The organism is Aeromonas sp. R4-1, from assembly GCF_040908325.1.
Taxonomy (GTDB): domain Bacteria; phylum Pseudomonadota; class Gammaproteobacteria; order Enterobacterales; family Aeromonadaceae; genus Aeromonas; species Aeromonas veronii.
Genome location: NZ_JBFODM010000077.1, coordinates 24,385 through 47,807 on the forward strand (window position 1 = coordinate 24,385; position 23,423 = coordinate 47,807).

Here is a 23,423-nt window from a genome sequence, read left to right on the forward strand (position 1 = left end):
GCTTCAATCATGACTCGTCTCTTCTTGTTGGTTGACCCACTCCGCAAGGAGTCGGGCAAAGTTATCAGGCTGATGGGCGTGCAGATTATGGCCGCCATCCAGCACCAAGTGGTTGATTCTGCGATCCTGGTTCGCCAGCTGGCAAGCCAGCTGATGGAATTTGTGATCCCGCTTGCCACTCACATAAGTAACCGGCACCTGGCTCGCCATGAGCCAGGGGGCGAGATCCGGCTGCTTGCCTAGCGAAGTGGCGCGCAGCATGGTGGCGATGCCCTGACCGTCGTTGCCAAGGCGGCGGGCGATCTGGCGGGCCCGGGCCGCATCGTCAAGATCGGCAAACACCCCTTGCCGGTACCAGTCTGCCAGCACGTCAGCCAGGGGCTCACGCTCAAAGCGCTGCGCCCACTGTTCATCGTGCTGGATGCGGGCGGCCCGTTCACTGGCCGGTAGCCCCGGGTGGCAGTTCTCCAGCAGCAGCCCCCGCAGCCCGGCGGGCTCGCGGCTGGCGTGATAGAGGGCCAGTCGCCCACCCAGCGAGTAACCTGCTAGCAGATAGCGTTCAATGTTGCGGCTGGCCAGCTCGGTGACCAGCCACTGGTGGCTCTGCTCAAAGTCGCTGACGTTGAGAGCGCTATGCTGACCGTGACCCGGCAGATCGAGGGCGATGCAGTGGATGGCGGGCAGCCGGTCGATCACCGGTTGCCAGTCGCCGCCATCCCCCAGCAGACCGTGCAGCAACACCAGCGGCACATTGGCATCTTTATTTGCCACGGATGGCGGCCCCCAGCGCCTTGAGATCATCGGCCACCTGCTCGCTCGGTACCCGGATCTCGATCAAGGTAACGCCATGTTGGAGGGCGGCGCGGTAATCGTGCTCGAACTCGAGCAGGGTGGTCGGCGCCCGATAGCCGAGGCCAAACATGGCGGCGGCATGTTCAAAGCTGAGGCCGTGGGGCAGCCGATAGTAGCTCTCCAGCAGCTCCCCTTCGGTGGGCACCGGCAACATACGAAAGATGCTGCCGCCATCGTTGTTGAGCAGGATCACCACCAGCGGTCGGCTCGCCTTGCTGAGCAGGGCGAAACTATTGAGATCGTGCAGGGCGCTGAGATCCCCAAGCAGCAGGGTAGTGGGCTCATCACTGTCCTGCTCGATTGATTGGGCAAACCCGTAGGCGGTGGCGATCAGGCCATCGATGCCGGAGGCGCCACGGTTGGTCATCACCCGGCTCGGCCCCTTGCCCGTTTCGCCGAGCATATCCATCAGTCGGGCTGGCATGCTGTTGCCGACAAACAGCTGTCCTTCGATAAGGGAATTGAGGCGATGGCAGACCCCGAGCTCGGAGAAGTGCTCGCAGGCAGCGGCGATCTGCTGGCTGACGTTATGTTGCAGCTCGGCCAATGTGTGCCAAGGGGCTTGTGTGGTGACCGGATGGGCCGCAGCAAAGGCGCTGGCACTGCAGAGCAGCCGGTTGCGCAGCCGGTAGTCGGGATCCAGCCGCGCCGGTTGCGGATCCACCAGCCAGTAATCCTGCCATGAATGGTGCTTGATGAACTGGCCAAGCCGCTTGGAGACAAGCCGCGCGCCAAATTGCAGCAGCACCTCGGCGCGGCCGAGCTCGGCGACGAATTCAGGGTCGTTGAGCGCCATATCCATATGGATGAGGTTGCGGCTATCGAAGCGGATCTGGCTCTGCAGATCCGCCAGCAGCGGCCAGCCGAGTTGCTCCGCCAGCGCGGCGGCGGCCTGTGCCTGCTTCGGGTCGGCAATGCGACCGGCTACCACGATGCCGCGCTTTTGCCGAAAGTTTTCCCACTCTGCCTGAGGGGGGCAGGTCGGTTCGCTCTGTTGCCACGGACTCCAGGGTGTCTGCGAGTTGAGCCAGTCACCGAGGGGGGCCAGATAGTCGGAGAAATCCTGATAGTGCTCGCCCGGGTAGAGGGGCTCGGGGTACATGCAGTTGAAGTGCACCACCCCGGGGGTGAGCGCCTGTTTGGCCAGCGCCTGATCCACCGAGCTCAGCACAAACGCCGCCGTAATAGTCGGGGTGGGGCTCGGCAGGTTCTGCTGATAGACGGGGTAGCGGCCGAAGATCCCCTGCTGGTCGATCGCCTGATTGGCGCCGTTGTCGATAAGCTCGTGGGGGCGATCGGCGGAGAGAATAATCAGCGGCACGCCGGTGAGCTGGGCTTCTGCCACGGCGGGCCAGAGGTTGGCTACCGCAGTGCCCGAGGTCATGATCACCGCCACCGGCCGGTTGCTCCCCTTGGCCAGCCCGAGCGCCATAAAGCCGAGACCGCGCTCGTCAAAGTGCAGGTGACGACGAAAGCCGTGATGCGCCGCGGCTGCCATGGTCAGCGGCGCAGAGCGGGAGCCGGGGGCCAGCGCGATGTCGCGCACCCCGAGGCGAAAGAGCTCCTCCAGCAAGAGGGAGGACCAGACGTGATTGAAGGTGGCGTGCTGGCTCGAAAACGTGGTGCATGCAAACTCTTCGCTGGCAGGCTCTTTACGGGTGGGCATAGGGGCTCTCGTAGCGTGAAAAGGGTGAATGACTATCCCAGCAGGGAGAGCACATTGGCGATCTTGTTGTCGAGTTCGGCCCACTCGGCAACAGGCTCGGAACCGGCGACAATGCCGGCACCGGCAAACAGGGTGACGCTGCCCGGCTGAATGCGGGCGCTGCGAATGGCGACCGAGAACTCGGACGTCTCCCGACTCAGCATGCCGCAGGCACCGGCGTACCAGCCCCGATCATAGGGCTCGAACTCGCGGATAAAGGCGAGCGCCGCCTCACGCGGAGCGCCGCCCACAGCGGGAGTCGGGTGGAGGGCGTCGAGCAGGTGCCAGTCGCAGACGCCGGGCTTGAGTTCGGCCTCAATATCGCACTTGAGGTGTTGCAGCAGCCGCAGTTTCAGAATGCGTGGCTCGGTCAGGGTGGCATCGTGGGTCAGTGGCGCCAGACGGCTCAGGATGTCGGCATGTACCAGCCGGTTCTCCAGCCGGTTCTTGCTGTCGGCCAGCAGCTCGGCGGCCAGTTGGGCATCCACCTCTTCATCGCCGGAGCGGCGAATGGTGCCCGCTAGTGCCTCGGTAAAGAGGTGGCGATCTTCCCGGCGGTAGAGCCGCTCGGGAGAACAGGCGATAAAGGCCTGCTCGGGGGAGAATTGAAAACCGAAGTGGAAGCAGTCCTGGGCGTGGCGGGCCCACTGGTCGAGCATGGCCCAGGGATTGATGTCTGCATCATGGTTCGGACTGGTCAGCACGCTCTCCCGCGACAGCACCACCTTGGGGGTGTGGGCCTGAAAATCGGGGGCGGTGACGCGCTCCACCAGTGTCTGCCACTGGGCGGGGCCGGGGCAATCCTGTCGCTGCCAGGGCTGCTTTTGCAGGGCGGGCAGCGGGGCTTCCGGGCGCAGGGCATCGAGGGCGGCGTCGGCCGCCTGCAGTTCGGCCTCGAGATTGTTTGCATCCAGCCAGAGGTTGAGGCAGAGACTGACGCACTCGCCACGGCGCACCAGCTCGATGCGGGGCAGCACGAAACGGCAGGGGCCAAACCCTTGCCAGCCGGATTGGGCCGGATCAAACGCCAGTCCGCCATAGTAGCGAGGGCTGTCGTCATGATGCTGGTTGGCTGTGTTAGTGCACACCTGCTTGATGGCGTGCGGCTCGGTCAGTTCATGGATGGCGCCCAGCGCGACATACTCGGGACGAGCCTCTCCACGGGCCTGCCAGTAGATGCGGGGATAGAGGGTTTGCGCCGCGAGCCAGCCCAGAAAGGAGCGGATTTCGATCGCCACTCGCAACCGTACGAAGCCGCTGACGTTGCTGTGACGCAGGGCGTCCAGTTGTTGCTTGATATGGGTCTGAGCCAACATGGATTCTTGTCTGAGCCGGGTAGTAACGAGCGATCCGGTAGCTGGATGCCGTAGGTTTATGCCAAAGGGCGATGATTTCCTATATATTATCTGCCCATTCGTCCATGTAAATCGCCCGCGGGAGCTTCACTCTCCGGGGCCAAGTATACCCAAATCCGGTTCGATAACCCTTAACACGATCAATATCCGATTGTTTGGCCATCACAAAATGACAAATACCTTCTCTGTTTGGTTGCTGGCGGCGCGTTTGCGAACATTGCCGCTCGCCTGCTCTTCCATCCTGCTGGGCTCGGGGCTGGCTGCCAGTCGTGGTGCCTTCGATGGCACCATCATGGCGCTCTCCCTGCTGACCGCCATCCTGCTGCAGATCCTTTCCAATCTGGCCAACGATTACGGCGATGCGGTCTCCGGCGCCGACAACGGCGAGCGGATCGGCCCGCAGCGGGCGGTGGTCTCCGGTCTTATCACCAAAAAGCAGATGTGCGTGGCGATGGGGCTGACTGCGCTGGCGGCGGTGGCCAGTGGCCTGCTGCTGCTGGGCTGTGCCTTCGGCGGCCAGTGGCTGCAGATTTTGGCATTTGTGGTGCTGGGTGGCGCGGCCATCGTCGCGGCGGTGACCTACACGGTTGGCAAGACTCCTTACGGCTATCGCGGGTTTGGCGATATCTCGGTGTTCCTCTTTTTCGGCCTGCTGGGGGTGCTCGGCTCCTACTACCTCTTCACCAAGACGCTGGAGTGGGATCTGCTATTGCCTGCCACCGCCTGTGGCCTGCTGGCCACCGCCGTGCTCAATATCAACAATGTGCGCGATATCGAGACCGACGCCGCCAGCGGCAAGATCACTCTGGCGGTGCGCCTTGGCCGCAACCGCGCCATCGCTTATCACTGGGTACTGTTGGGAGCGGCGTTGCTGACAACCATCGCCTTTATCCTGATCCAGCCCGCCAGTTTCTGGCCGTGGATCTTCCTGCCCGCCATGAAGCCTCTCAGCGATGCGGCCAAGACTCTTCGCGAAAGCTACGATGGCGAGGTGCTGACCGGTTCCCTCAAGAAGACCGCCATCAGCGCGTTTCTGTTCAGCCTGCTGCTCTCCATCGGGTTGGCGCTCTCCTGACAGCTGGTCGCTGCTCGCCAAGGCGAACAATAAAAAGGGCTCCCGAGATGGGAGCCCTTTTTGGTTTTGGCCGGTTTAGCTGGCGCGCGCCACCCTGAGAGGGCGGCGGGAGAAAATCAGGGTATCCAGCAGCCAGATGGCGACCATGGAGGCGCCCACCAGCGGGAAGGCGATCCCCAGCAGGATCAGCAGGGCGATGGCACCGCGCAGCGGCGGCGCGGCGAGACGCCCCTGCGGACGGCGGCACCACCAGATCCAGAGGCCGCTCATGGCGCTGGCCAGCATCATCAGGCAGATAAGCAGCATGGCGAGCTGATGGGGCCAGCCGTAGAGCTTGCCCATGTGCAGCATGACGCCGCTCTCCACCGTCTTGGCAACCGTGCCGTAATCCTGCCAGCGCACATCGGCCAGCACCTTGCCGCTGTATTGATCGATATGCAGGGTGGCATCGTTGCGTGGATCGTCGGCAAACAGGGCGATGGTGTAGACGCCGGTGGCGCCGACCGGCGGGGTGATGCTGTAACCCGGTTGGACTCTCCGCTCATGGGCGATCTCGACCACCTGTTGCAGCGGGATCCGCTGGCTGGCCATCACCATTCCCTCGTGCTCGCCGTGGTTCATGGCACCGTGATCGTGCCCCTCATCGACCGGCTGCGAGCTGGGCATAGGGGTGTTCTCCACCGCCCAGGGAACGGTCTGCTCGTGGGCCTGATTCAGGCTGCGGGCCAGCGGTGCCGATTTGGGCACCTCATTCCACATGGCGGCGGGGAAGCGGTTCCAGACCGCGGCGAACTGATCGCCCCAGAAACCGGTCCAGGTCATGCCGCTCAACAGCAATAGCAGCAGGAAACCGGCTCCCCAGAAGCCGACCACAGCGTGCAGATCCCGCCACCAGAGACGTCCGCGCTGGCTCACTCTGGGCCAGAGGATGCCGCCCACCCCGGGCCCCTTGCGTGGCCACCAGAGGTAGAGGCCGCTCAGCAGCAGTACCAGCCCCCAGCCTGCAGCCAGTTCGATCAGCCGATCTCCGGTGGTGCCGAGCAGCAGGTCGGCGTGCAGGGCGCGGGCTACCGCTTGCAGATTCCACTTGTTGTCCATGGTGCCGAGCAGGGCGCCGCTGGCGGGGTCCATAAACAGGGTCAGCTCGCGATCCCCCTGATTGACGATGAACTGGGCGCTCTGGTCGGGTGCGGCAGGCGGCAGGTATTTACGCAGGCTGGCATCGGGCATGGTCATCATCGCCTTGGCCAGCAGTTGGTCGGCACTCAGGGTCTGGCTGGCGGGGGCGACCTTCATCAGCTCGGGGTACATCAGGTTGTCGAGCTGGGGTTTGAACAGATAGACGATCCCGGTCAGTGACAGCAGGATCAGGAAAGGGGCGACAAAGAGACCGGCGTAGAAGTGCCAGCGCCAGATCCGTTGGTAATGACTCGAGTCCCTGTTTTTCATTGCACATCCTTGTTGAGGTGCCAAACCTTTCGGCAGGTGGAATGTTTGTGGCGGCGCGGATAATAGCAGTAACGTTTCGTTAACTGCAATCGCACATCTTGATATCGATTCCGTGCGGGATGTGGGTAACATGAGGTGCCGACGGTTTGCTGGATAGGATGAGCACGCTTTGGGAAAAGCCTGTTTGCTACTGGACTTTTCCTTATAAATTATTACCTTGTGGTAACAATTTGCAGGCGATGGTGGTGGTAACGGAATGGGAGCAGTCATGCAGCCACATGGGCAATTTGACATGGAGCGCAGGGGCCAGATGCTGATCTGCCGCCCGAGTGGCCCCTTCAATCTGGCTGGTGCCATGGCCTATGAGGCGCACTTTCGTCACGAACTAGCCGGATTGATGGATGGCCCCTGGGGGATTGTCGAGGTCGCGACCGAGTTTGAAGCGGCCGGGCCCGAGGTGCTGGCCCGTTTTCGTCGCCAGTTTGGCTGGTGTGCCGAGAGTGGCTGTCAGTTTCTGGCGGTGGTCTTCGTGGGGGGCTTCAAGCGCTATCTGGCGGATAACATCTTCAAGGGATTACCCTTTCGGGCGGTACGTTACTTCGAGCAGGAGGCAGCGGCCATCCAGTGGCTGGGGGAGCAGCTCAACATCGCTCCCTGTGAACCTGCGAGCGCTTGACCACCCCGCTCACCGCGTGGACGGGTTTTACTCCAGCTTGATAAACCACTTGTCCCGCTCGTCAACGCAGTCGGGTTCACCCATTTCGAATTCACGGCAGATCAGCGGTCGCACCTCGTAGATACGGCACATCATGGTGTTGCGGTCGAGGGCGGCGCACCAGCCATCGTCGAGCCGGCGCATGACCGGTATCTCGCCTTCCCGTTCCAGTACATAACGGTCCGGCACGCCGGTATCGGTAAAGAGCATCACTTCGAGGCGGCAGCAGCAGGCTTCGCAGTTCTGGCAGCTCACATCGGTTTGGATTGCTTGGGTCATGGTGCCTGTCTTGCCGCATGGCGGCATCGGAGATATGAAACAGGCGCCTGTCAGGCGCCTGTGGTCTGGCTAACGGCTTGCAAAAAACCTTAGCCCAGTTTGCGGGCGCGGTAGCTGCGACCCTTTATCTTGCCTTCCTGCAACCGCTTGAGGGCGGCGCTCGCCACGCTGCGCTTCACGGCGACGTAGGAGTACTGCTCGGAGATCTGGATCTTGCCCACATCGGCGCCGGCAATGACGCCTTCACCGGTCAGGGCGCCCAGAATGTCACCGGCCCGCACCTTGGTCTTGCGGCCTGCATCGATGGAGAGGGTCACCATCTGCGGGGCGATCGGCTTGATGTCGCGGCCGATGCTGTCGAGATCACCCAGCGGCATCGGAGCCTGCTGGTACTCTTCGATAAAGTTGACGCGCTGGGCCTCGTTCGGCTGATAGAGACTCAGGGCCAGACCCTGCTGGCCGGCACGACCGGTACGGCCGATGCGGTGCACGTGCACTTCCGGATCGTAGGTCAGCTCGTAGTTGATGACGGCGCCCAGCTCCTTGATGTCGAGGCCGCGGGCCGCCACATCGGTGGCCACCAGAATGGTGGCGCTGCTGTTGGCAAAGCGCACCAGCACCTGATCCCGCTCGCGCTGTTCCAGATCGCCATTCAGCGCCAGCGCCGAGAAGCCCTTGGCGGCCAGATGGTCGGCCACGTCGTTACAGGCGCGCTTGGTGTTGCAGAACACCACGCAGGAGCTTGGCTGGTAGTGACTCAGCAGCCAGGTGAGGGCGTCGAGGCGCTGACCGGCAGGCACTTCATAGAGCTTCTGTTCGATGGCGCTCCCCTCGTGCAGGGACTCCACGCTCACCTCGACCGGATTGCGCTGCACGCCGCGGCTCATCTGGGCGATCCCTTCCGGATAGGTCGCGGAGAAGAGCAGGGTCTGGCGCTGCTGGGGGGCATAGCTGATGACCCGGTTGATATCTTCGCCAAAGCCCATGTCCAGCATGCGATCCGCTTCATCCAGCACCAGCGTCTTGAGGCCGGAGAGCTCCAGCGTGCCTTGCTCCAGATGCTTGAGAATACGACCCGGGGTGCCGACGGCGATGTGGGCACCAAAGCTCAGGGTGGCGGACTGCGGTGCGGTCGGGGTGCCGCCGCACAGGGTGACCAGCTTGACGTTGGGCAGGGCGCGCGCCAGACGACGGATCTCGGTGGCCACCTGATCCGCCAGTTCGCGGGTCGGGCAGAGCACCAGCGCCTGCACTTCGAGGCGGTTGACGTTGAGCTTGGCCAGCAGGCCGAGGCCGAAGGCGGCGGTCTTGCCGCTGCCGGTTTTTGCCTTGGCGATCAGGTCTTTGCCATCGAGCACCAGGGGCAGGCTCTGGGCCTGGATCGGGGTCATCTGCAGGTAACCCAGGCTGGTGAGGTTCTCTTGCAGGGCGGGGGAGAGATTGAGGCTGCTAAATTCGCTGTTGTTCACAAAAGGACTCTATTTCGGAGAAAACGGGGATGCGCGAGCGCTAAGGCCGCGCATCATACCAGAATGTGGCACCGGATGTGGCGGATTTTTGAACGGCTGGTCACGAGGGGCCATGAAAGGTTCATTTGTTGCCAAATCGATCGCGGGCGATCACCGACATAGCAATAAGGACTATTTTTCAAACACTCATCTAATTATTTATCGCGGATAAACGTTTTCTATTTTCATTATTTTAATATAATGACTGGAAAATATTTCACGAGCAGTTACTGCGCCACAGGAAATGTTGCGAAAATGCTGATGAAATATTTTCAAAGAACATGAAAACGGCGCAAACCTTGCTCAGCATGATGTTTTTAAAGGAATTTATATTTTCCATGTTGCGCGATTAATATCAGTTCATTGCACAATTAATTTAAAAACGTTTGTATTATCCTGCCTCCATAATATTGCGCGGGATTGTGATGGCTATCTGATTTTTAAATGTGCAAATGTCTATGATGGCGCCGGTCAAAAATTACAATTTACTCAGGTGCTACAGGTATGGAATACGTTCACTTTGTGCTCGGACTGGTGATGGTCCTCGCTCTCTCTCTGCTGGCTAACCGCCACAACTGGAAACAGATCAAGCTGCGTTATATCGGCCAACTGCTGGTGGTCGAACTGGCGCTGGCCTGGTTCATGCTGAACTCCGAAGTGGGTCTGGCGGTGGTGGGGGGCTTTGCCGCCGGCTTCACCAAGCTGATGGAGTTTGCCAAACAGGGTACCGACTTCGTGTTCGGTGGTCTGGTCAACGAAGGGGCCTTCTCCTTCTTCCTGATGGTGCTGATGCCCATCGTCTTCATCTCCGTGCTGATCGGTATTCTGCAGTACATCCGCCTGCTGCCGCTGGTGATCCGCGGTATCGGTACCGTGCTGGCCAAGATCAATGGCATGGGCAAGCTGGAGTCTTTCAACGCCATCAGCTCGATGATCGTCGGTCAGTCCGAGAACTTCATTGCCCTCAAGAACATCCTGCCGCACCTGAACGAGAAGCAGATGTACACCCTGGCGGCGACGGCGATGTCTACCGTCTCCATGTCCATCGTCGGTGCCTACATGCAGCTGATCGAGCCGCGCTACGTGGTTGCCGCGCTGGTGCTCAACATGTTCAGTACCTTCGTGGTGCTCTCGCTGATTAACCCCTACGAGCCGGATAACTCCGTGACCGACATCAAGGCCATTGCCGAAGGTGACGAGCACCACACGCCGAAGAAAGAGAACTTCTTCGAGATGCTGGGCGAGTACATCATGGCCGGTTTCACCGTTGCCGTGATCGTGGGTGCCATGCTGGTGGGCTTTATCGCCCTGATCGCCCTCATCAACTACCTGTTCGAGATGGCATTTGGCGTGAACTTCCAGTTCGTCATGGGTTACCTCTTCTACCCGATCGCCTGGATCCTGGGTATCCCGAGTGGTGAAGCGCTGCAAGCGGGCTCCATCATGGCGACCAAGCTGGTAACCAACGAGTTCGTGGCGATGATGGATCTGGGCAAGGTGGCTGCCGAGCTCTCTCCGCGCACCGTCGGCATCCTCTCCATCTTCATGGTCTCTTTCGCCAACTTCAGCTCCATCGGCATCATCGCCGGTGCGGTAAAAGCGCTGAACGAAGAGAAGGGCAACATGGTTTCCCGCTTCGGTCTGAAGCTGGTCTACGGTTCCACCCTGGTCAGCCTGCTCTCTGCTGTTATCGCAGGCATCATGATCTGATCCTCTAGTGGCATCCGCTACTGCTTGGGCCCCTGACTTTGTCAGGGGCTTTTTTGTTTCTGGCTCATAGCCGCCAGCCGCACCACCAGCCGGCGACCAGCAGAGTGAGGGTGCAAAAGCCGGTTTCGATGGCGCCGCCGCTGCGCAGCGGCCAGCCCGGCAGGCGGTAACGGCGCTTGATGGGCCAGAAGAGCGGAATGCCTGCCGGGGTGAGCCAGTCCCCCAGCAGATGGCTGAGGTAGCCGACGATAAGTGCATCCTTGACTCCCATGGGCAGGGTGTCCGGCGGCAGGCTCTGGTTCAGCCCCCAGACGGCAGCGGCGACCGCCAGCAGACTGTGGGTGAAGCCGCGATGGCCGAACAGCCGCGACAGAGGTTTCGAGATCCACGGCAGGCGCTGCCCCAGCACCGATTTGGGGTGGTCGAGGTCGGGCAACAGGGCGCTGGACAGCGCGGCAGGGATGGTCTGCCACAGGCTGGCATCGGCCAGTGCCGGAGTTAGCTGCAGTTTATGGGCGATCAGGGTGCAGGTAACGGAGAAGAGCAGGTGCCCTTGGGCGGTCATGATGATTACGGCGTGGACAAGATGGCGGCGCATCTTACCAGCCTGATAGTTGTGGTCAGCTCTTATTTTAAAAATCAGGATGTTACGGCGAAAAAGCGCCCATGTTGGGCGCCTTTAGGGTCTCTTTACAGCTTGCCTTTGACCAGCCACTTGTCGAGGGCGTTGGCGAAGCGCTGTTTGTCGGCAGCATTGAAGGGGGCCGGGCCGCCGGTCTGCACGCCAGCCGAGCGCAGCTCTTCCATAAAGTTGCGCATGCCGAGCCGCGCCTTGATGGTCTCGCGGGTGTAGATCTCGCCGCGGGGATTGAGCGCCTCGCCACCGGCATCGATCACCCAGGAGGCGAGAGGGATGTCGCCGGTGATCACCAGATCGCCGGGTTGAACCTGCTGGGCGATGACATGATCTGCCACATCGAATCCCTTCTCCACCTGCTGGGTTTTGATGAAAGGCGAGGGGGGCACCCGTAACCCCTGATTGGCCACCAGGGTGGTGACGACCTGGGCGCGGTGGGCGGCGCGGTAGAGGATCTCCTTGACCGGAATGGGGCAGGCATCGGCATCAACCCAGATGGGCATGGCATGGTTTCCTGTAGTTAAAGCGGATGGAAAACGAGAGCGGGCATGTTAACACAAGCCTCCCTTCCCGGCGCGGGGCTGAGTCGGCCCCGCCTTTGGTGTAAGCTGGGGCCAGCATATGAAACGAGAAGGAGACGAGATGGATCGGGTGCCCGGTGAAGTGATTTATGCCCTGACTCTGGATGGCAAGGGTGGCATGGCGCCGCTGACGGCGGGAAGCGAAGTCCCGGCGGCGCATCCCGGCTGGCTGCATCTGGATTACGGCAATCCCGATTCGGCGCGCTGGCTGTTGCAGACCCCCTTGCTCAGCGAGGCGGCCAGGGAGTCGCTGCTCGGCCAGAGCAATCGTCCCAAGCTGGTTCGGATGGGGGAGACGGTGCTGCTGATCCTGCGCGGCATCAACCACAACAAGGATCACAGGCCCGAAGAGATGGTGGCGCTGCGCATCTTCATCACCCCGGATCTCATCATCAGCAGCCGTCGTCGTCCGCTGCTCTCCGAACAGGATGTCTTCAACCAGCTCAAGCTGGGTGGCGGCGCCGATACCCCGGCCGACTGGCTGGTGGAGATCTGTGATGCCCTGACCGATCGGGCGGGGGAGTTTGTTGAAGAGTTGCACGACAAGATCCTCGATCTGGAGGAGATGGTGCTGATGCGCGACATGCCCGCCAATGGCCGCTTGGCGCTGATCCGCAAGCAGCTCATCATGATCCGCCGCTACCTCTCGCCGCAGCGGGATCTGGTGGCGCGGCTGGCCAACGAGAAGATCAGCTGGCTGGATGAGGATGATCGCCGTCGTCTGCTCGATATCGCTGATCGGCTGCGGCGCTGGCTCGATGACCTCGATGCCGGGGTGGCGCGCACCGCTGTGCTGGCAGACGAGATCAACAATCTGATGGCAGAGGCGACCAACCGCCGCGCCTACCAGATGTCGGTGATGGCGCTGCTCTTTTTGCCTGCCAGCTTCCTGACCGGTCTGTTTGGCATCAACCTCGGCGGTATCCCCGGGGCCGAGAATCCGACCGCCTTCTGGGTCTTTTGTGGTTCGCTGGTGGCGCTGGCCAGCGGGCTGGCTATCTGGCTCAAACATCGGCGCTGGTGGTAAGGAGGCATAACCCATGTGGCAATCAATTGGCCTGACCCTGCTGCTGTTGCTGGGTCATACCCTGATCCGGCGGCTTATTCACAAGAGCCTGCTGGCGCTCGGTCAGAGCAGGCAGGTGAGCGAGAACCGGGTGCTCTACGTGGCCCATGTGTTCCACTTCCTGCTCGGCTGCGCCACCCTGCTGGTGCTGGCCGGGGTATGGGGGCTCGACTTCTCCCGACTGGTGGTGCTCGCGTCCTCCTTCTTTGCGGTATTGGGGGTCGCCATGGTCGCCCAGTGGTCGATCCTCTCCAACATCACCGCCAGCATCACCATCTTCTTCGCCTTCCCCTACAAGATTGGCGACCGGATCCGCATCCTCGACAAGGATGATTCGGTCACCGGCGTCATCACCGAGATCGGTCTCTTCTATGTGCGGGTGCGTGATGACAACGGCGATCTGGTCACCTATCCGGCCAACCTGATCCTGCAAAAGCCGGTCAGAAAGCTGGAGGGCAAGGTGGCGGAACCGCTGCAACCGGAATAGAAAGCAACCGGAATAGAAAGCAACCGGAATAACAAAAAGGCTCCCTCGGGAGCCTTTTTAGTGTGTGGTGGGTGGCGCTAGCGTTCGAAGAAGCGGTAGAGGTGCTCCACCTGAACCGGGCAGTCGGCCACCTGATGCAGATGTTCGCGGGCCTGCTCGACGGTGCCGAAACTGACCGGGCAGCCGAGGGTGTCGGTCAGCTCGTAGAGGGCGCCATCCTTGCCTCTGAACTCGATGAGCCAGCCGGGAATAGCCACGTCGTGGAGTATTTCGGCCTCTTGCAGGATCTGTTGCTGATAGAGCTTACGAAGTTCACTGACTGTCATGATGCTCTCCTGTGGGGAATATCCAGCTCCAGTCTATGCCTGCCCTTTATATGCGGCAACGGGATCATCCCCGCAGGACCTCCCATGCCCAGCGGATGCGGACAAAGGTCTCGGCATTGCCGCCCCGATCCGGATGGTGCTGCAATGCCAGCTCCCGCCAGCGGCGGCGGATCGCCTCCTGACTCGCCCCCTCATTCAACTCGAACAGGGCCAGCGCCTCGGCTTTGTGCCCCTCACCGTCATAAGCGCGCCAGAAGCGGTTGAGCAGGGTTTCAACTTCGGCACGGTCGGTCTGCCAGAACACCTGCCAGTCTAGATAGTAGCTACGCAGATTTTCGCCAAGGGCAAAGCCGTGGTTGGTTTGTAGGTTCTCGGCCAGCGGTTCGAGCCGGATATCCAGGGTGCTGATCACCAGCCACCATCCCTCTTCATAAAGCTCGGCCTGCAACTGGTAGAGGGCGTTCATGATCAGGAAGTTGACCCGAAACAGCTGCAGTTGCTCATCGTCAGCCAGCCGGGGGATCGCCCCCTGCTGGCGCAGAGCCGCCATCAGTTCATGCACCTTGTAGCTGCCCGCCGCCTGTTGCAGCAGCACCAGTAGAGGGGCGATCAGCGGATTGTTGTTGGCTTCGTTCATTCGGCGCCCTGCTCTCTGGGCGGCTGCAGGGCGATCAGCAGCTCACCCGCCTGCGGGGTGACGGGGCCGGTAACGATCTGGGGCTTGCCCTTGCCATCCATGATGAAGAGCGGGATGGCGCCGGGATTGGCGGTCTGATACTGGGCCCAGTCGAACGCCTCGCTCAGGCGGGTCGCCTTGATCTGGCCACCCCGGCTCAGCAGGCCGCTCAGCCGGGCATAGTTGATGTCGGGGCCGAACAGGTTCTGGCGAGCGCGAAAGGTGGCGCTCTCCCGGTTGGCCTTGCCGTGCTGCTCGCTGGAGCGCAGGGAGTAGACCTGCTCCTCGCCGTAGAGGTGGGCAAAGTGCAGTACCCCGAGGGCGTTGTTGTGGCGGTTGGGGGAGAGCGCCAGCACGGTACTGATGCTGGTGAGCGGCAGGTGCAGCTCGGCATGTTCCGACTGGGGGTTGCCGAAGTAGCAGGGGAGGTTGCTCATCCGCGCCTGTTTGCAGAACTCCCAGGCGGGATCGCAGAGCTGTACCGGCACCCCCTGATCCACCAGCGCCCGGCCGATGGCCCGCGCCACCGAGTTGGCCCCTATGATGAGCCAGGTATTGGGGGCGCTCTGGCGCATCTTGAGCAGGCTGGCCAGCGGTGCCGAGGTGAGGCTCTGCAACACCACGGTGGAGATGATCACCGCAAATACCAGCGGCACCAGCTTGTCGGCATCGGGGATCTCGGCCTGATGCAGGCTGATGGCAAACGAGGCACTGACTGCCGCTGCGACTATGCCACGCGGGGCGATCCAGCTCAGCAGGGCGCGAGCTCGCCAGGAGAGATCCGAGCCCCAGGTCGAGACCAGAATACAGAGCGGGCGCGCCACAAACTGCACCACGCACAGCAGCGCCAGCACCATGGGGCCGAGCTGCCAGAGCTGTGCCAGATCGAGGCGGGCCGCCAGCAGGATAAACAGGCTGGATATAAGGATGACCGCGAGATCTTCCTTGAACGCCAGCACCTCTTCCAGATCCAGCCCCTCCTGATTGGCGAGCCAGATGCCGAACACGGTCACCGCCAGCAGGCCGGACTCGTGGCTCAGCCAGTTGGAAAGGCTGAAGGTGACCAGCACCAGCGCCAGCACGCCGAATTTGTGCAGGCTGACCGGTAGCCAGTCCTTGCGAATGAGCAGGGTGGTGAGCCAGCCTGCCGCCACCCCGATCAGGGAACCGACCAGCACTGTCTTGCCCAGTGCCAGCAGGGTATGGCTGATGAGATCCCCCTGACTGCCGAGGCGTACCGCCTCGAACACCAGCACCGCAAACAGGGCGCCGATGGGGTCGATGACGATCCCCTCCCAGCGCAGGATGCGGTCTACCTCCCGGGTGGGGCGGATCACGTTGAGCATGGGGGCGATCACCGTCGGGCCCGTTACCACCAGCACAGCGCCGAGCATGGTGGCGACCCGCCAGTCCAGCCCCAGCAGGAAGTAACCGGCGCTGCCGATGACGGCGAAACTGACCAGCATGCCGGTGGAGCAGAGATTGCGCACCACCTTGCCGATCCCCTTGAGCTCGGCCAGATGGAGGGTCAGCGCCCCCTCGAACAGGATGATGGCCACCGACAGGGAGACCAGCGGGAACAGCAGATCCCCGAGCAGGGCATCGGGGTCGAGCAGGCCGCTGACCGGGCCCAGAGTCAGGCCGGTGAGCAGCAGAAACAGGATGGCGGGTACCCGCAGCGACCAGGCAAGCCATTGGGCCAGCACGGAGACCAGGGCGATCCCGGCCAGAGAGAGGGCAATCATGCAGACCTCGATTCAGGCAGTGAGTATGGAGCTAGTGTAGTGGCTAAGTTGGTCAGATTGACACCTGAAGGAGCGTGCATCATGGCCGGGATGGGGAGATGTGCGACAGTCGGCGTCATGGTGGCTGGCTGTGGTGTGCAGGGCGCCAGCCAGACGCCAACCGTGGTGATGGGGTGGCCTCGGGGCCGGATTAGATGGGGCTCTCCTTGTGGAGCTCGCCGACACAGTCGGCCAGCGCCAGTACCAGTGCAGAGCGCACCATCTGATCGAGCCGGTTGAGCTGCATCTGGTAGAAGGCCCAATCCTCTTCGCTGGCGGGGGGCTCCAGCTTCATCATGCCGCCCTGATTGACCCCGTGCAGGCGGTCGAGCAGATCGCGGATCGGCTTGTCGCTGAAGCGGTAATCCTTGGGGTCGCGCACCAGAAAGTCGCGGATCTTGATATAGGCTTCGATATCCTGATAGCGCTCGAGTGAGATGAGGCCGAGGGCGAAGATGAGCTTGAGGCGCACCTCCAGCTGGCCGAGGGGGCCGCTCTGGTTGAGCAGGGGTTCGATGGCGTATTTGACGGCATACTCCTCCTGACGGAACGCGCGTCGCATCAGGGAGTCGACCGCCTCTTCCAGGATGGTCACGACTTCGAGAAAGAAGCCGCGGGGGCCATCCTGCTCATTCAGTCGTTCCAGTACTTCATCTTCCTGGTGTGTGGTCATAGGTGCATTGGGTCCAGCTGACAGGGAGAGAGTGGGCCTCTCTCCCGGTTTTTATCATATGGGGCACATTCCCTTGCCATTCAAGCGCTTGGCGCGCTATCAGTGGTGGCTGAATGCGCCGCAAGCAGGGTTATTACAGGGTTTCGTAACGGGCGACGATGGCGCGAACCACTTCGCTCTCTTCATCCAGTCCGGTGACGCGGGCCAGCGCTTTGGCCGGGCCAAGCTCCGCCAGCAGGGCTTGCAGCTCCACCGCCTGCGGGTCATCGGCATTGCGATAGTGGAGCGCCGCGGCGATCCCCTCCTGCAACTGCTCGTTGGGCAGGCCGTACTCCAGGGTGCCCAGCAGCGGCTTCACCAGTCGATCTCCCGCCGCCAGCTTGCGCAGCGGCTGACGACCGACCCGGTCAATCTCGTCCACCAGATAGGGGTTGGCGAAGCGGGCCAGGATCTTCTCGATGTAGGCGGCGTGCAGACGCGGGTCGAAGCCGTAGCGTTTCACCAGTACGGCACCGCTCTCCTCCATGGCGCGGCGCACCTTGCTGCGGATCACCGGATCTTCGATCGCCTCGCGCACTGTGCGGTAGCCCCGCAGTTTGCCGAGATAGGCGGTGACGATGTGGCCGGTGTTGAGGGTGAACAGCTTGCGCTCGACGAAGGCCATCAGGTTGTCGGTGGGTTCCATGCCCGCCACCTGTGGCAGCTCTCCCTTGAACTGGGTCTGGTCGACGATCCACTCGCTGAAGCTCTCGACCGTCACTTCCAGCGGATCATCGTTGGCAGCCGCGGCGGGCGGCACGATGCGATCCACCGCCGAGTCGACGAAGCCGATATAGGATTCGAGCGTGGCATGATACGCGACCGGCAGGTACTTGAGTACCTCCCGCTTGAGGTGGCTGGTGCCGCGCACCATGTTTTCACAGGCGATGACGTTGAGCGGAGTCAAGTTGCCGGCATCGAAGCGGGCTTGCAGCCCCTTGGCCAGAGTGCTGGCAATCTTGTCCAGAATGTTGGGGCCCACTGCCGTGGTGACCAGATCGGCGGTGATGATACGGGCGATCACCTCGTGACCGGCGGAACTGACCGCCGCCACGTTGCGCACCACGTCCAGCTTCTGATCCGCACCCACCACATGGACCTTGTACTCCTGACGGTGGTTGAGCTGGTCGATCAGGGTGTCGTTGACGTCGGCGAAGGTGACCTGATGGCTGGCATCCGCCAGCACTTTGCCGATAAAACCGCGACCGATGTTACCAGCACCAAAATGCAATGTTTTCATGATATTAACCTCTTGAACCAAAGACGATGAAAGATGATTACGCAGCCTGTTCGGCACCCAGCAGATCCAGGAAGGCCTGGGGATCCGTGGTGCTGGCCAGCCGGTCGATGAGACCGGGTTCATCCAGTGCATTGGTCAGGCGGGTTATCACCTGCATGTGTTCGTCGTTGCGGGCGGCGATACCGATCACCAGCCGTGCTACCTCATCGGCAGCCTCGCCAAAGGCGACCCCGGCCGGGTACTGGCAGATGACGATGCCGGTACGCTTCACAAACTCCTTGGCGGCGATGGTGCCGTGCGGCACGGCGATGGACTCGCCGAGGTAGGTGGAGACCAGCTGTTCCCGCTCCAGCATGGCGTTGACGTAGTCGGGCGCCACGTAGCCGCGCTCGGCCAGCAGTCGGCCTGCGGTCAGGATGGCGGCCTCCTTGTTGTCCGCTTTCAGTCCCAGATGCACGTCATGACGGCTCAGGGTAAAGACCTCGGCCGCTTGCGGTTCGTAGCTGTCGTCGTTGGCGGCCACCAACAGTTGCGGGTTGGCTACATCATCGTTGGCGGCGCTGCTCAGGCTCTGTACCAGCTCCTGATAGAGGCCGTTGTCGAGGAAGTTGGTGAGCGAGATATGGTGAGCGTTCGGCGCATGGCGACGGGCCCGCTCGGTTAGATCCTTGTGAGTGATGACCCAGTCCACCTGATCATCGAGCTGATCGATGGCGCGGTTGGTGACGCTGATATCGAGCCCTGCGGCCTGCACCCGCTTGCGCAGCATGCCGGCGCCCATGGCGCTGGAGCCCATGCCCGCATCGCAGGCGACCACGATATTGCGTACCGCCATCAGTTCGCCGCCCGGCTTCTTGGCCGATGCGGTTTCGGGTTTGCCTCCCTTCATGGCTTTCATCTTGCGAGTGGCTTCACCGAGGGCATCGGCCTCGTCCGCTTCCGGCTGCTGGGCGCGAACGAATACGGCGGCGACCAGGAAGGAGACCAGAGTGGCGCTGATGATGGAGAGGGCGACCCCGATCAGGGAAGCTTTCGGCGTCATCAACAGCACGGCGAAGATGGAGCCCGGCGACGCGGGGGAGACCAGACCAGCGTTGAACAGGGTCAGGGTAAAGACCCCGGTCATGCCACCGGCGATCACCGCCAGAATGAGGCGCGGATTCATCAGCACGTACGGGAAGTAGATCTCGTGGATGCCGCCGAAGAAGTGAATGATGGAGGCGCCAGCCGCGGACTGCTTGGCCGCACCACGACCGAACACCATGTAGGCCAGCAGCACACCCATGCCCGGGCCCGGGTTCGCTTCAATCAGGAAGAAGATGGAGCTGCCGTGCTCGGTCGCCTGCTGAATCCCCAGCGGCGAGAAGATGCCGTGGTTGATGGCGTTGTTGAGGAACAGGATCTTGGCCGGTTCGACGAAGATGGAGGTGAGCGGCAGCATGTGGTTTTCCACCAGGAAGCCGACGCCACCGGCCAGCAGGCCGGAGAGCACCTTGACGAAGGGGCCAATCACGAAGAAGGCGAGGATGGCCAGCAGCATGCCGATAAGGCCAGCGGAGAAGTTGTTGACCAGCATCTCGAAGCCGCTCTTGACGCGACCGTCCATCGCCTTGTCGAAGCGCTTGATGGCCCAGCCACCGAGCGGGCCGACCATCATGGCACCCATGAACATGGGGATATCGGTTCCCACGATGACACCCATGGTGGTGATGGCACCGACCACGCCGCCGCGCTCACCGCCCATCAGTTTGCCGCCGGTGTAGCCAATCAGCAGCGGCAGCAGGTAGGTGATCATGGGGCCGACCAGCTTGGCCAAGGTTTCATTGGGCAGCCAGCCGGTGGGGATGAAGAGGGCGGTAATAAAGCCCCAGGCGATAAAGGCGCCTATGTTGGGCATGACCATATTGGACAGGAAGCGTCCAAAATTCTGTATCTTGACTTTGGTATCCGGTGATAACATGTCGGGACCCCGTTTTAAGCCTGTTTGATTAAAAGTGGTAGTCGGGATGGCCGGTTTTGCCGAACCTCCATCCCGGTCGTCTAAGCAACTTCAATCTACCAGCTTGATATCAAATTAGGCTGAAAACGGGGTGTCTTGTGATCCAGCTCTCAGATACCCAGCGATACCCCCTCCCAAACCAGTGATCCTGATCACGTTCGAGAGCTGTAATTCGACTACATTTCGATCTTTTCTGTTTTGAATGACCATTTTTTGTGATTTAGATCACCAGTTCAGCTTTGCCGCTCCTTCGCGAAAAGGTGATTGACATCACAAATTTAGTTTTTGTATTCGAATGGGACAAATCACTCAATTACTCATCAGCGGGTATTGACGATGGATCTATCGCAACACTCCATTGATTATCAATGAATCAATAAATTTGTAACCCGCTTTCAGTTTTTACGGTTGGTGATGAGGGCTCTTTTGCGGCTGATTGATGGGAATGGGCGCCAACATGCAGGATGCTATCGAGCGGCAGTGTTCGGGGCGCTTGTTTTCCGCGCAGGCCAGATTGCAGATAAAAACAAACCGCCAGCAGGCGGTTTGTCGGTTTTTACGAGCTATCCCCTGTCGGGGGCTGCGGTTTAGTAGAAGCCGGCATCCTCGGGGGAGGGGCGGGTCTTGAAGCGGCGATGGAGCCACATGTATTGCTCAGGTGCCTTGCGCACGGCAGCTTCAATCTCGCGGTTGGCGCGAGCCGCATCGACCATGTCATCCCCGCTCGGGTAGTCGGCGAGGGGCGCCCCGATATGGAGGGTGTAACCCTCACTGGTGCGGATGTTGTAGCAGGGCAGGGTGACGGTGTTCTTCACCCGCGCCAGAGTGGCGGTGCCGGTGATGGTGGCCGCCTGCTCCACCGCGAAGTAGGGCACGAACACGCTGGCATGGGAACCATAGTCGTGATCCGGCGCGTACCAGAGGGCGTCACCGTTGCGCAGCGCCTTGATCATCCCCTTCACATCCATCCGGTCTACCAGATATTTGTTGGAGGCGCAGCGACCGTGATACTGGGCATACTCCAGCACCGGGTTGGTGTTGGGGCGATAAACCCCGACCCCGGGGCGGACCAGCCCGAAACAGCGGGCGTTGAGTTCCAGCGTCAGGAAGTGGCAGGAGAGCAGCAGCATGCCCTGACCTTTTTCCATGGCGGCAATGACATGCTCTTCCCCTTCCACCTTCATCAGGTTGCGCATCCGCCAGTCCGGCCAGAACCAGGCGATACCCACCTCGAACACGGCGCAGCCCACGCTCTCGAAGTTTTGCTTGAGCAGCTTCTCGCGCTCGGCCAGAGTCAACTCCGGCAGCGCCAGCTCCAGATTACGACGGGCAATCTTCACCCGTGATTTGAGCACTTTGGCGGCGAGATGACCAAGCTGGCGACCCAGCCACATCTGGCTGCGCCACGGCAGCAGAGTCAGCAGCCAGAGCAGGCCGAGGCCAAACCAGCTGGCCCAGTAACGGGGATGAAACAGGCGGGGCTCGAGGCGGGGAGCGTTGTCATGGGCCATGGAGAATCTCTTTGCTTGCGAAAACAATCGGGGGATTCTAGCCGAAAAGGGGTGGCGGGGGCGAATGGCTATCTGCTGGTCAGAGGGGCTGTTTGCATCTTGTCCGTGTGGCGCGAAGGGTAACTATGGGTTTCCTGCCGCGTTCTTAATGGCAACCACGGGTTTGCTTTTTCTCCCTCAAATAAAAGAGTGTGATAAAATCGGCGACTGATTTTTCAGGTTTTGAGAGTCGATACAGATGAAGATCACCCTGCCCGAGTTTGAAAAAGCCCGCGTTCTGGTCGTTGGCGATGTCATGTTGGACCGTTATTGGCATGGCCCCACCGGCCGGATCTCGCCCGAGGCACCGGTGCCCGTGGTCAAGGTTGAACACATTGAGGAGCGTCCGGGCGGTGCCGCCAACGTTGCCCTCAACTCCGCCGCCCTTGGCGCTCATGCCGTGCTGCTTGGCCTGACCGGTCAGGATGAAGCGGCCGATGCGCTGGCTGGCCAGATGGCTGGCGTCAAGGTGGCCTGTGACTTCGTTCGTCTGGCCGACTTCCCGACCATCACCAAGCTGCGCGTGCTGTCCCGCAACCAGCAGCTGCTGCGTCTGGACTTTGAAGAGCCCTTCCACTCCGTCGATGCCACCCTGCTGATGAGCAAGGTCGAGCAGGCACTGCCAAACAGTGACGTGATGATCCTCTCCGACTACGGCAAGGGCGCTCTCAACGACGTGCCCGGCATGATCCAGCGCGCCCGAGCCGCCGGTATTCCGGTGCTGGTCGACCCCAAGGGGACCGACTTCGAGAAGTATCGCGGTGCCACCCTGCTGACCCCCAACATGTCCGAATTCGAGGCCGTGGTGGGCAAGGTGAAGAGCGAAGAGGAGCTGGTCGCCAAGGGGCTGGATCTGGTCAAGCGTTTCGAGCTGGATGCCCTGCTGGTCACCCGTTCCGAGAACGGCATGACCCTGATCCGCGAAGGTCAGCCAGAGCTGCATCTGCCAGCTCAGGCCCACGAGGTTTATGATGTGACCGGTGCCGGTGATACCGTCATCTCCACTCTGGCTACCTCACTGGCGGCAGGCAAGAGCCTGGACGAAGCCTGTGCGCTGGCCAATACCGCTGCCGGTATTGTGGTCGGTAAGCTGGGTACCTCTACCGTTAGCCCGGTCGAGCTGGCCAACGCCCTCTATACCGAGCAGGAGACCGGCTTCGGCGTGATGTCCGAAGCCCAACTGAAAGTGGCGGTTCGTGCCGCTCGTCTGCGCGGCGAGAAGGTAGTGATGACCAACGGTTGCTTCGACATCCTGCACGCCGGTCACGTCTCCTATCTGGCCAACGCTGGCAAGCTGGGGGATCGCCTGATCGTGGCGGTCAACACCGACGAGTCGGTTCGCCGCCTGAAAGGGCCGGGTCGTCCGGTCAACCCGACCGAGCGCCGCATGGCGGTGCTGGCTGCGCTGGGCGCGGTGGATTGGGTTGTGCCATTTGGTGAAGATACCCCGCAGCGCCTGATCGCCGAGATCCTGCCGGATCTGCTGGTCAAGGGCGGTGACTACAAGCCGGAAGATATCGCCGGTTACGCCGAGGTGACCGCCAATGGTGGCGAGGTGCGCGTTCTCAACTTCGAGGATGGCTGCTCCACCACCGACATCATCAAGACGATCCGCGAGCGCGGCTAACGCGCTGCTGGCCCCGCAATCTGGCGGGGCTCACTATCGGCGGCTGCAATCCGACCGAAATACGGATAACAAAAAGGCGACCTTGCGGTC

General features: G+C 61.5%; 21 protein-coding genes. 6 read left to right on the forward strand and 15 right to left on the reverse strand.

Translation table 11 applies throughout. The features are described from left to right. Window positions 1-3: 3 nt before the first annotated feature. Genes menH through AB5Y90_RS14210 form a run of 3 tightly spaced genes read right to left on the reverse strand, consistent with a single transcriptional unit; the run spans window position 4 to window position 3,873 of the window. Window positions 4-801 carry a 2-succinyl-6-hydroxy-2,4-cyclohexadiene-1-carboxylate synthase gene (menH, locus tag AB5Y90_RS14200; RefSeq protein WP_307896183.1) on the reverse strand — a complete coding sequence of 266 codons (798 nt, stop codon included), beginning with the start codon at window positions 799-801 and terminating at the stop codon, window positions 4-6. Next, window positions 761-2,518 carry a 2-succinyl-5-enolpyruvyl-6-hydroxy-3-cyclohexene-1-carboxylic-acid synthase gene (gene menD, locus AB5Y90_RS14205; protein WP_307896185.1) on the reverse strand — a complete coding sequence of 586 codons (1,758 nt, stop codon included), beginning with the start codon at window positions 2,516-2,518 and terminating at the stop codon, window positions 761-763. The genes menH and menD overlap by 41 nt, the downstream gene beginning before the upstream one ends. A gap of 32 nt (window positions 2,519-2,550) precedes the next feature. Beyond that, window positions 2,551-3,873 carry an isochorismate synthase MenF gene (locus AB5Y90_RS14210; protein ID WP_236367937.1) on the reverse strand — a complete coding sequence of 441 codons (1,323 nt, stop codon included), beginning with the start codon at window positions 3,871-3,873 and terminating at the stop codon, window positions 2,551-2,553. Window positions 3,874-4,081: 208 nt separating this feature from the next. On the opposite strand from AB5Y90_RS14210, the gene AB5Y90_RS14215 reads away from it, so the two are divergent. Further along, a complete protein-coding gene (locus AB5Y90_RS14215; RefSeq protein ID WP_307896187.1) occupies window positions 4,082-4,987 on the forward strand; it encodes a 1,4-dihydroxy-2-naphthoate polyprenyltransferase in 906 nt (301 codons plus the stop codon). 75 nt (window positions 4,988-5,062) lie between these two features. Here the strand turns inward: AB5Y90_RS14215 and AB5Y90_RS14220 are convergent, their stop codons facing one another. Then, window positions 5,063-6,436: a PepSY-associated TM helix domain-containing protein gene (locus AB5Y90_RS14220; RefSeq protein WP_368167038.1), complete on the reverse strand. Its 1,374-nt coding sequence runs from the start codon at window positions 6,434-6,436 to the stop codon at window positions 5,063-5,065. Between the two features lie 268 nt (window positions 6,437-6,704). Between AB5Y90_RS14220 and AB5Y90_RS14225 the strand changes: the two genes are divergently transcribed. Then, window positions 6,705-7,112 carry a hypothetical protein gene (locus AB5Y90_RS14225; RefSeq protein WP_058059359.1) on the forward strand — a complete coding sequence of 136 codons (408 nt, stop codon included), beginning with the start codon at window positions 6,705-6,707 and terminating at the stop codon, window positions 7,110-7,112. A gap of 27 nt (window positions 7,113-7,139) precedes the next feature. Here AB5Y90_RS14225 and AB5Y90_RS14230 read toward each other — a convergent pair whose 3' ends face one another. Together AB5Y90_RS14230 and dbpA are read right to left on the reverse strand one after the other, a co-directional pair. After that, window positions 7,140-7,430: a YkgJ family cysteine cluster protein gene (locus AB5Y90_RS14230; protein ID WP_058059358.1), complete on the reverse strand. Its 291-nt coding sequence runs from the start codon at window positions 7,428-7,430 to the stop codon at window positions 7,140-7,142. Between the two features lie 89 nt (window positions 7,431-7,519). After that, window positions 7,520-8,899, reverse strand: coding sequence for an ATP-dependent RNA helicase DbpA (gene dbpA / locus AB5Y90_RS14235; RefSeq protein WP_307896189.1), 1,380 nt, complete (start codon window positions 8,897-8,899; stop codon window positions 7,520-7,522). A 543-nt stretch (window positions 8,900-9,442) separates the two neighbouring features. Here dbpA and AB5Y90_RS14240 point away from each other — a divergent pair. After that, a complete protein-coding gene (locus tag AB5Y90_RS14240; RefSeq protein ID WP_005363118.1) occupies window positions 9,443-10,648 on the forward strand; it encodes a NupC/NupG family nucleoside CNT transporter in 1,206 nt (401 codons plus the stop codon). Between the two features lie 64 nt (window positions 10,649-10,712). On the opposite strand, the gene AB5Y90_RS14245 is transcribed toward AB5Y90_RS14240, so the two are convergent. Both AB5Y90_RS14245 and AB5Y90_RS14250 read right to left on the reverse strand, forming a co-directional pair. Then, complete coding sequence (locus tag AB5Y90_RS14245) at window positions 10,713-11,213, reverse strand: metal-dependent hydrolase (RefSeq protein WP_201953541.1); 501 nt, start codon at window positions 11,211-11,213, stop codon at window positions 10,713-10,715. 125 nt (window positions 11,214-11,338) lie between these two features. Continuing rightward, window positions 11,339-11,788, reverse strand: coding sequence for a YaiI/YqxD family protein (locus AB5Y90_RS14250; protein WP_005335916.1), 450 nt, complete (start codon window positions 11,786-11,788; stop codon window positions 11,339-11,341). 139 nt (window positions 11,789-11,927) lie between these two features. Here AB5Y90_RS14250 and zntB point away from each other — a divergent pair, with 139 nt between their 5' ends. Both zntB and AB5Y90_RS14260 read left to right on the forward strand, forming a co-directional pair. Then, window positions 11,928-12,893, forward strand: a complete 966-nt coding sequence (gene zntB, locus AB5Y90_RS14255; protein WP_005341467.1) for a zinc transporter ZntB — start codon at window positions 11,928-11,930, stop codon at window positions 12,891-12,893. Between the two features lie 13 nt (window positions 12,894-12,906). Continuing rightward, window positions 12,907-13,419 carry a mechanosensitive ion channel domain-containing protein gene (locus AB5Y90_RS14260; RefSeq protein WP_005354921.1) on the forward strand — a complete coding sequence of 171 codons (513 nt, stop codon included), beginning with the start codon at window positions 12,907-12,909 and terminating at the stop codon, window positions 13,417-13,419. Window positions 13,420-13,496: 77 nt separating this feature from the next. Here AB5Y90_RS14260 and AB5Y90_RS14265 read toward each other — a convergent pair whose 3' ends face one another. The 7 genes from AB5Y90_RS14265 to lpxL form a co-directional block, all read right to left on the reverse strand. Beyond that, window positions 13,497-13,745, reverse strand: a complete 249-nt coding sequence (locus tag AB5Y90_RS14265) for a hypothetical protein (RefSeq protein WP_005363113.1) — start codon at window positions 13,743-13,745, stop codon at window positions 13,497-13,499. A gap of 64 nt (window positions 13,746-13,809) precedes the next feature. Further along, entirely contained in the window at window positions 13,810-14,382 is a 573-nt protein-coding gene (locus tag AB5Y90_RS14270; protein ID WP_307896190.1) for a DNA-J related domain-containing protein, read from the reverse strand. Further along, on the reverse strand, window positions 14,379-16,166 hold the full coding sequence (locus AB5Y90_RS14275) for a sodium:proton antiporter (protein ID WP_139461389.1): 1,788 nt from the start codon (window positions 16,164-16,166) through the stop codon (window positions 14,379-14,381). The genes AB5Y90_RS14270 and AB5Y90_RS14275 overlap by 4 nt, the downstream gene beginning before the upstream one ends. 190 nt (window positions 16,167-16,356) lie before the next feature. Beyond that, window positions 16,357-16,878, reverse strand: a complete 522-nt coding sequence (locus AB5Y90_RS14280; RefSeq protein WP_206901058.1) for an MltR family transcriptional regulator — start codon at window positions 16,876-16,878, stop codon at window positions 16,357-16,359. Between the two features lie 133 nt (window positions 16,879-17,011). Further along, complete coding sequence (locus AB5Y90_RS14285; RefSeq protein ID WP_368167040.1) at window positions 17,012-18,157, reverse strand: mannitol-1-phosphate 5-dehydrogenase; 1,146 nt, start codon at window positions 18,155-18,157, stop codon at window positions 17,012-17,014. Between the two features lie 37 nt (window positions 18,158-18,194). After that, a complete protein-coding gene (locus tag AB5Y90_RS14290) occupies window positions 18,195-20,117 on the reverse strand; it encodes a PTS mannitol transporter subunit IICBA (RefSeq protein WP_270656567.1) in 1,923 nt (640 codons plus the stop codon). Between the two features lie 626 nt (window positions 20,118-20,743). Beyond that, entirely contained in the window at window positions 20,744-21,667 is a 924-nt protein-coding gene (lpxL, locus tag AB5Y90_RS14295) for an LpxL/LpxP family Kdo(2)-lipid IV(A) lauroyl/palmitoleoyl acyltransferase (RefSeq protein ID WP_139735514.1), read from the reverse strand. Between the two features lie 238 nt (window positions 21,668-21,905). Here lpxL and hldE point away from each other — a divergent pair, with 238 nt between their 5' ends. Continuing rightward, window positions 21,906-23,333, forward strand: coding sequence for a bifunctional D-glycero-beta-D-manno-heptose-7-phosphate kinase/D-glycero-beta-D-manno-heptose 1-phosphate adenylyltransferase HldE (hldE, locus tag AB5Y90_RS14300; RefSeq protein ID WP_040067070.1), 1,428 nt, complete (start codon window positions 21,906-21,908; stop codon window positions 23,331-23,333). Window positions 23,334-23,423 lie beyond the last annotated feature (90 nt).

Excerpts from the sequence above, each read along its gene's own strand:
- menH (WP_307896183.1), bottom strand. The coding sequence starts at position 801 with ATGATCTCAAGGCGCTGGGGGCCGCCATCCGTGGCAAATAAAGATGCC.
- menD (WP_307896185.1), bottom strand. The coding sequence starts at position 2,518 with ATGCCCACCCGTAAAGAGCCTGCCAGCGAAGAGTTTGCATGCACCACG.
- AB5Y90_RS14210 (WP_236367937.1), bottom strand. The coding sequence starts at position 3,873 with ATGTTGGCTCAGACCCATATCAAGCAACAACTGGACGCCCTGCGTCAC.
- AB5Y90_RS14215 (WP_307896187.1), top strand. The coding sequence starts at position 4,082 with ATGACAAATACCTTCTCTGTTTGGTTGCTGGCGGCGCGTTTGCGAACA.
- AB5Y90_RS14220 (WP_368167038.1), bottom strand. The coding sequence starts at position 6,436 with ATGAAAAACAGGGACTCGAGTCATTACCAACGGATCTGGCGCTGGCAC.
- AB5Y90_RS14225 (WP_058059359.1), top strand. The coding sequence starts at position 6,705 with ATGCAGCCACATGGGCAATTTGACATGGAGCGCAGGGGCCAGATGCTG.
- AB5Y90_RS14230 (WP_058059358.1), bottom strand. The coding sequence starts at position 7,430 with ATGACCCAAGCAATCCAAACCGATGTGAGCTGCCAGAACTGCGAAGCC.
- AB5Y90_RS14240 (WP_005363118.1), top strand. The coding sequence starts at position 9,443 with ATGGAATACGTTCACTTTGTGCTCGGACTGGTGATGGTCCTCGCTCTC.
- AB5Y90_RS14245 (WP_201953541.1), bottom strand. The coding sequence starts at position 11,213 with ATGACCGCCCAAGGGCACCTGCTCTTCTCCGTTACCTGCACCCTGATC.
- AB5Y90_RS14250 (WP_005335916.1), bottom strand. The coding sequence starts at position 11,788 with ATGCCCATCTGGGTTGATGCCGATGCCTGCCCCATTCCGGTCAAGGAG.
- zntB (WP_005341467.1), top strand. The coding sequence starts at position 11,928 with ATGGATCGGGTGCCCGGTGAAGTGATTTATGCCCTGACTCTGGATGGC.
- AB5Y90_RS14260 (WP_005354921.1), top strand. The coding sequence starts at position 12,907 with ATGTGGCAATCAATTGGCCTGACCCTGCTGCTGTTGCTGGGTCATACC.
- AB5Y90_RS14265 (WP_005363113.1), bottom strand. The coding sequence starts at position 13,745 with ATGACAGTCAGTGAACTTCGTAAGCTCTATCAGCAACAGATCCTGCAA.
- AB5Y90_RS14270 (WP_307896190.1), bottom strand. The coding sequence starts at position 14,382 with ATGAACGAAGCCAACAACAATCCGCTGATCGCCCCTCTACTGGTGCTG.
- AB5Y90_RS14275 (WP_139461389.1), bottom strand. The coding sequence starts at position 16,166 with ATGATTGCCCTCTCTCTGGCCGGGATCGCCCTGGTCTCCGTGCTGGCC.
- AB5Y90_RS14280 (WP_206901058.1), bottom strand. The coding sequence starts at position 16,878 with ATGACCACACACCAGGAAGATGAAGTACTGGAACGACTGAATGAGCAG.
- AB5Y90_RS14285 (WP_368167040.1), bottom strand. The coding sequence starts at position 18,157 with ATGAAAACATTGCATTTTGGTGCTGGTAACATCGGTCGCGGTTTTATC.
- AB5Y90_RS14290 (WP_270656567.1), bottom strand. The coding sequence starts at position 20,117 with ATGTTATCACCGGATACCAAAGTCAAGATACAGAATTTTGGACGCTTC.
- lpxL (WP_139735514.1), bottom strand. The coding sequence starts at position 21,667 with ATGGCCCATGACAACGCTCCCCGCCTCGAGCCCCGCCTGTTTCATCCC.
- hldE (WP_040067070.1), top strand. The coding sequence starts at position 21,906 with ATGAAGATCACCCTGCCCGAGTTTGAAAAAGCCCGCGTTCTGGTCGTT.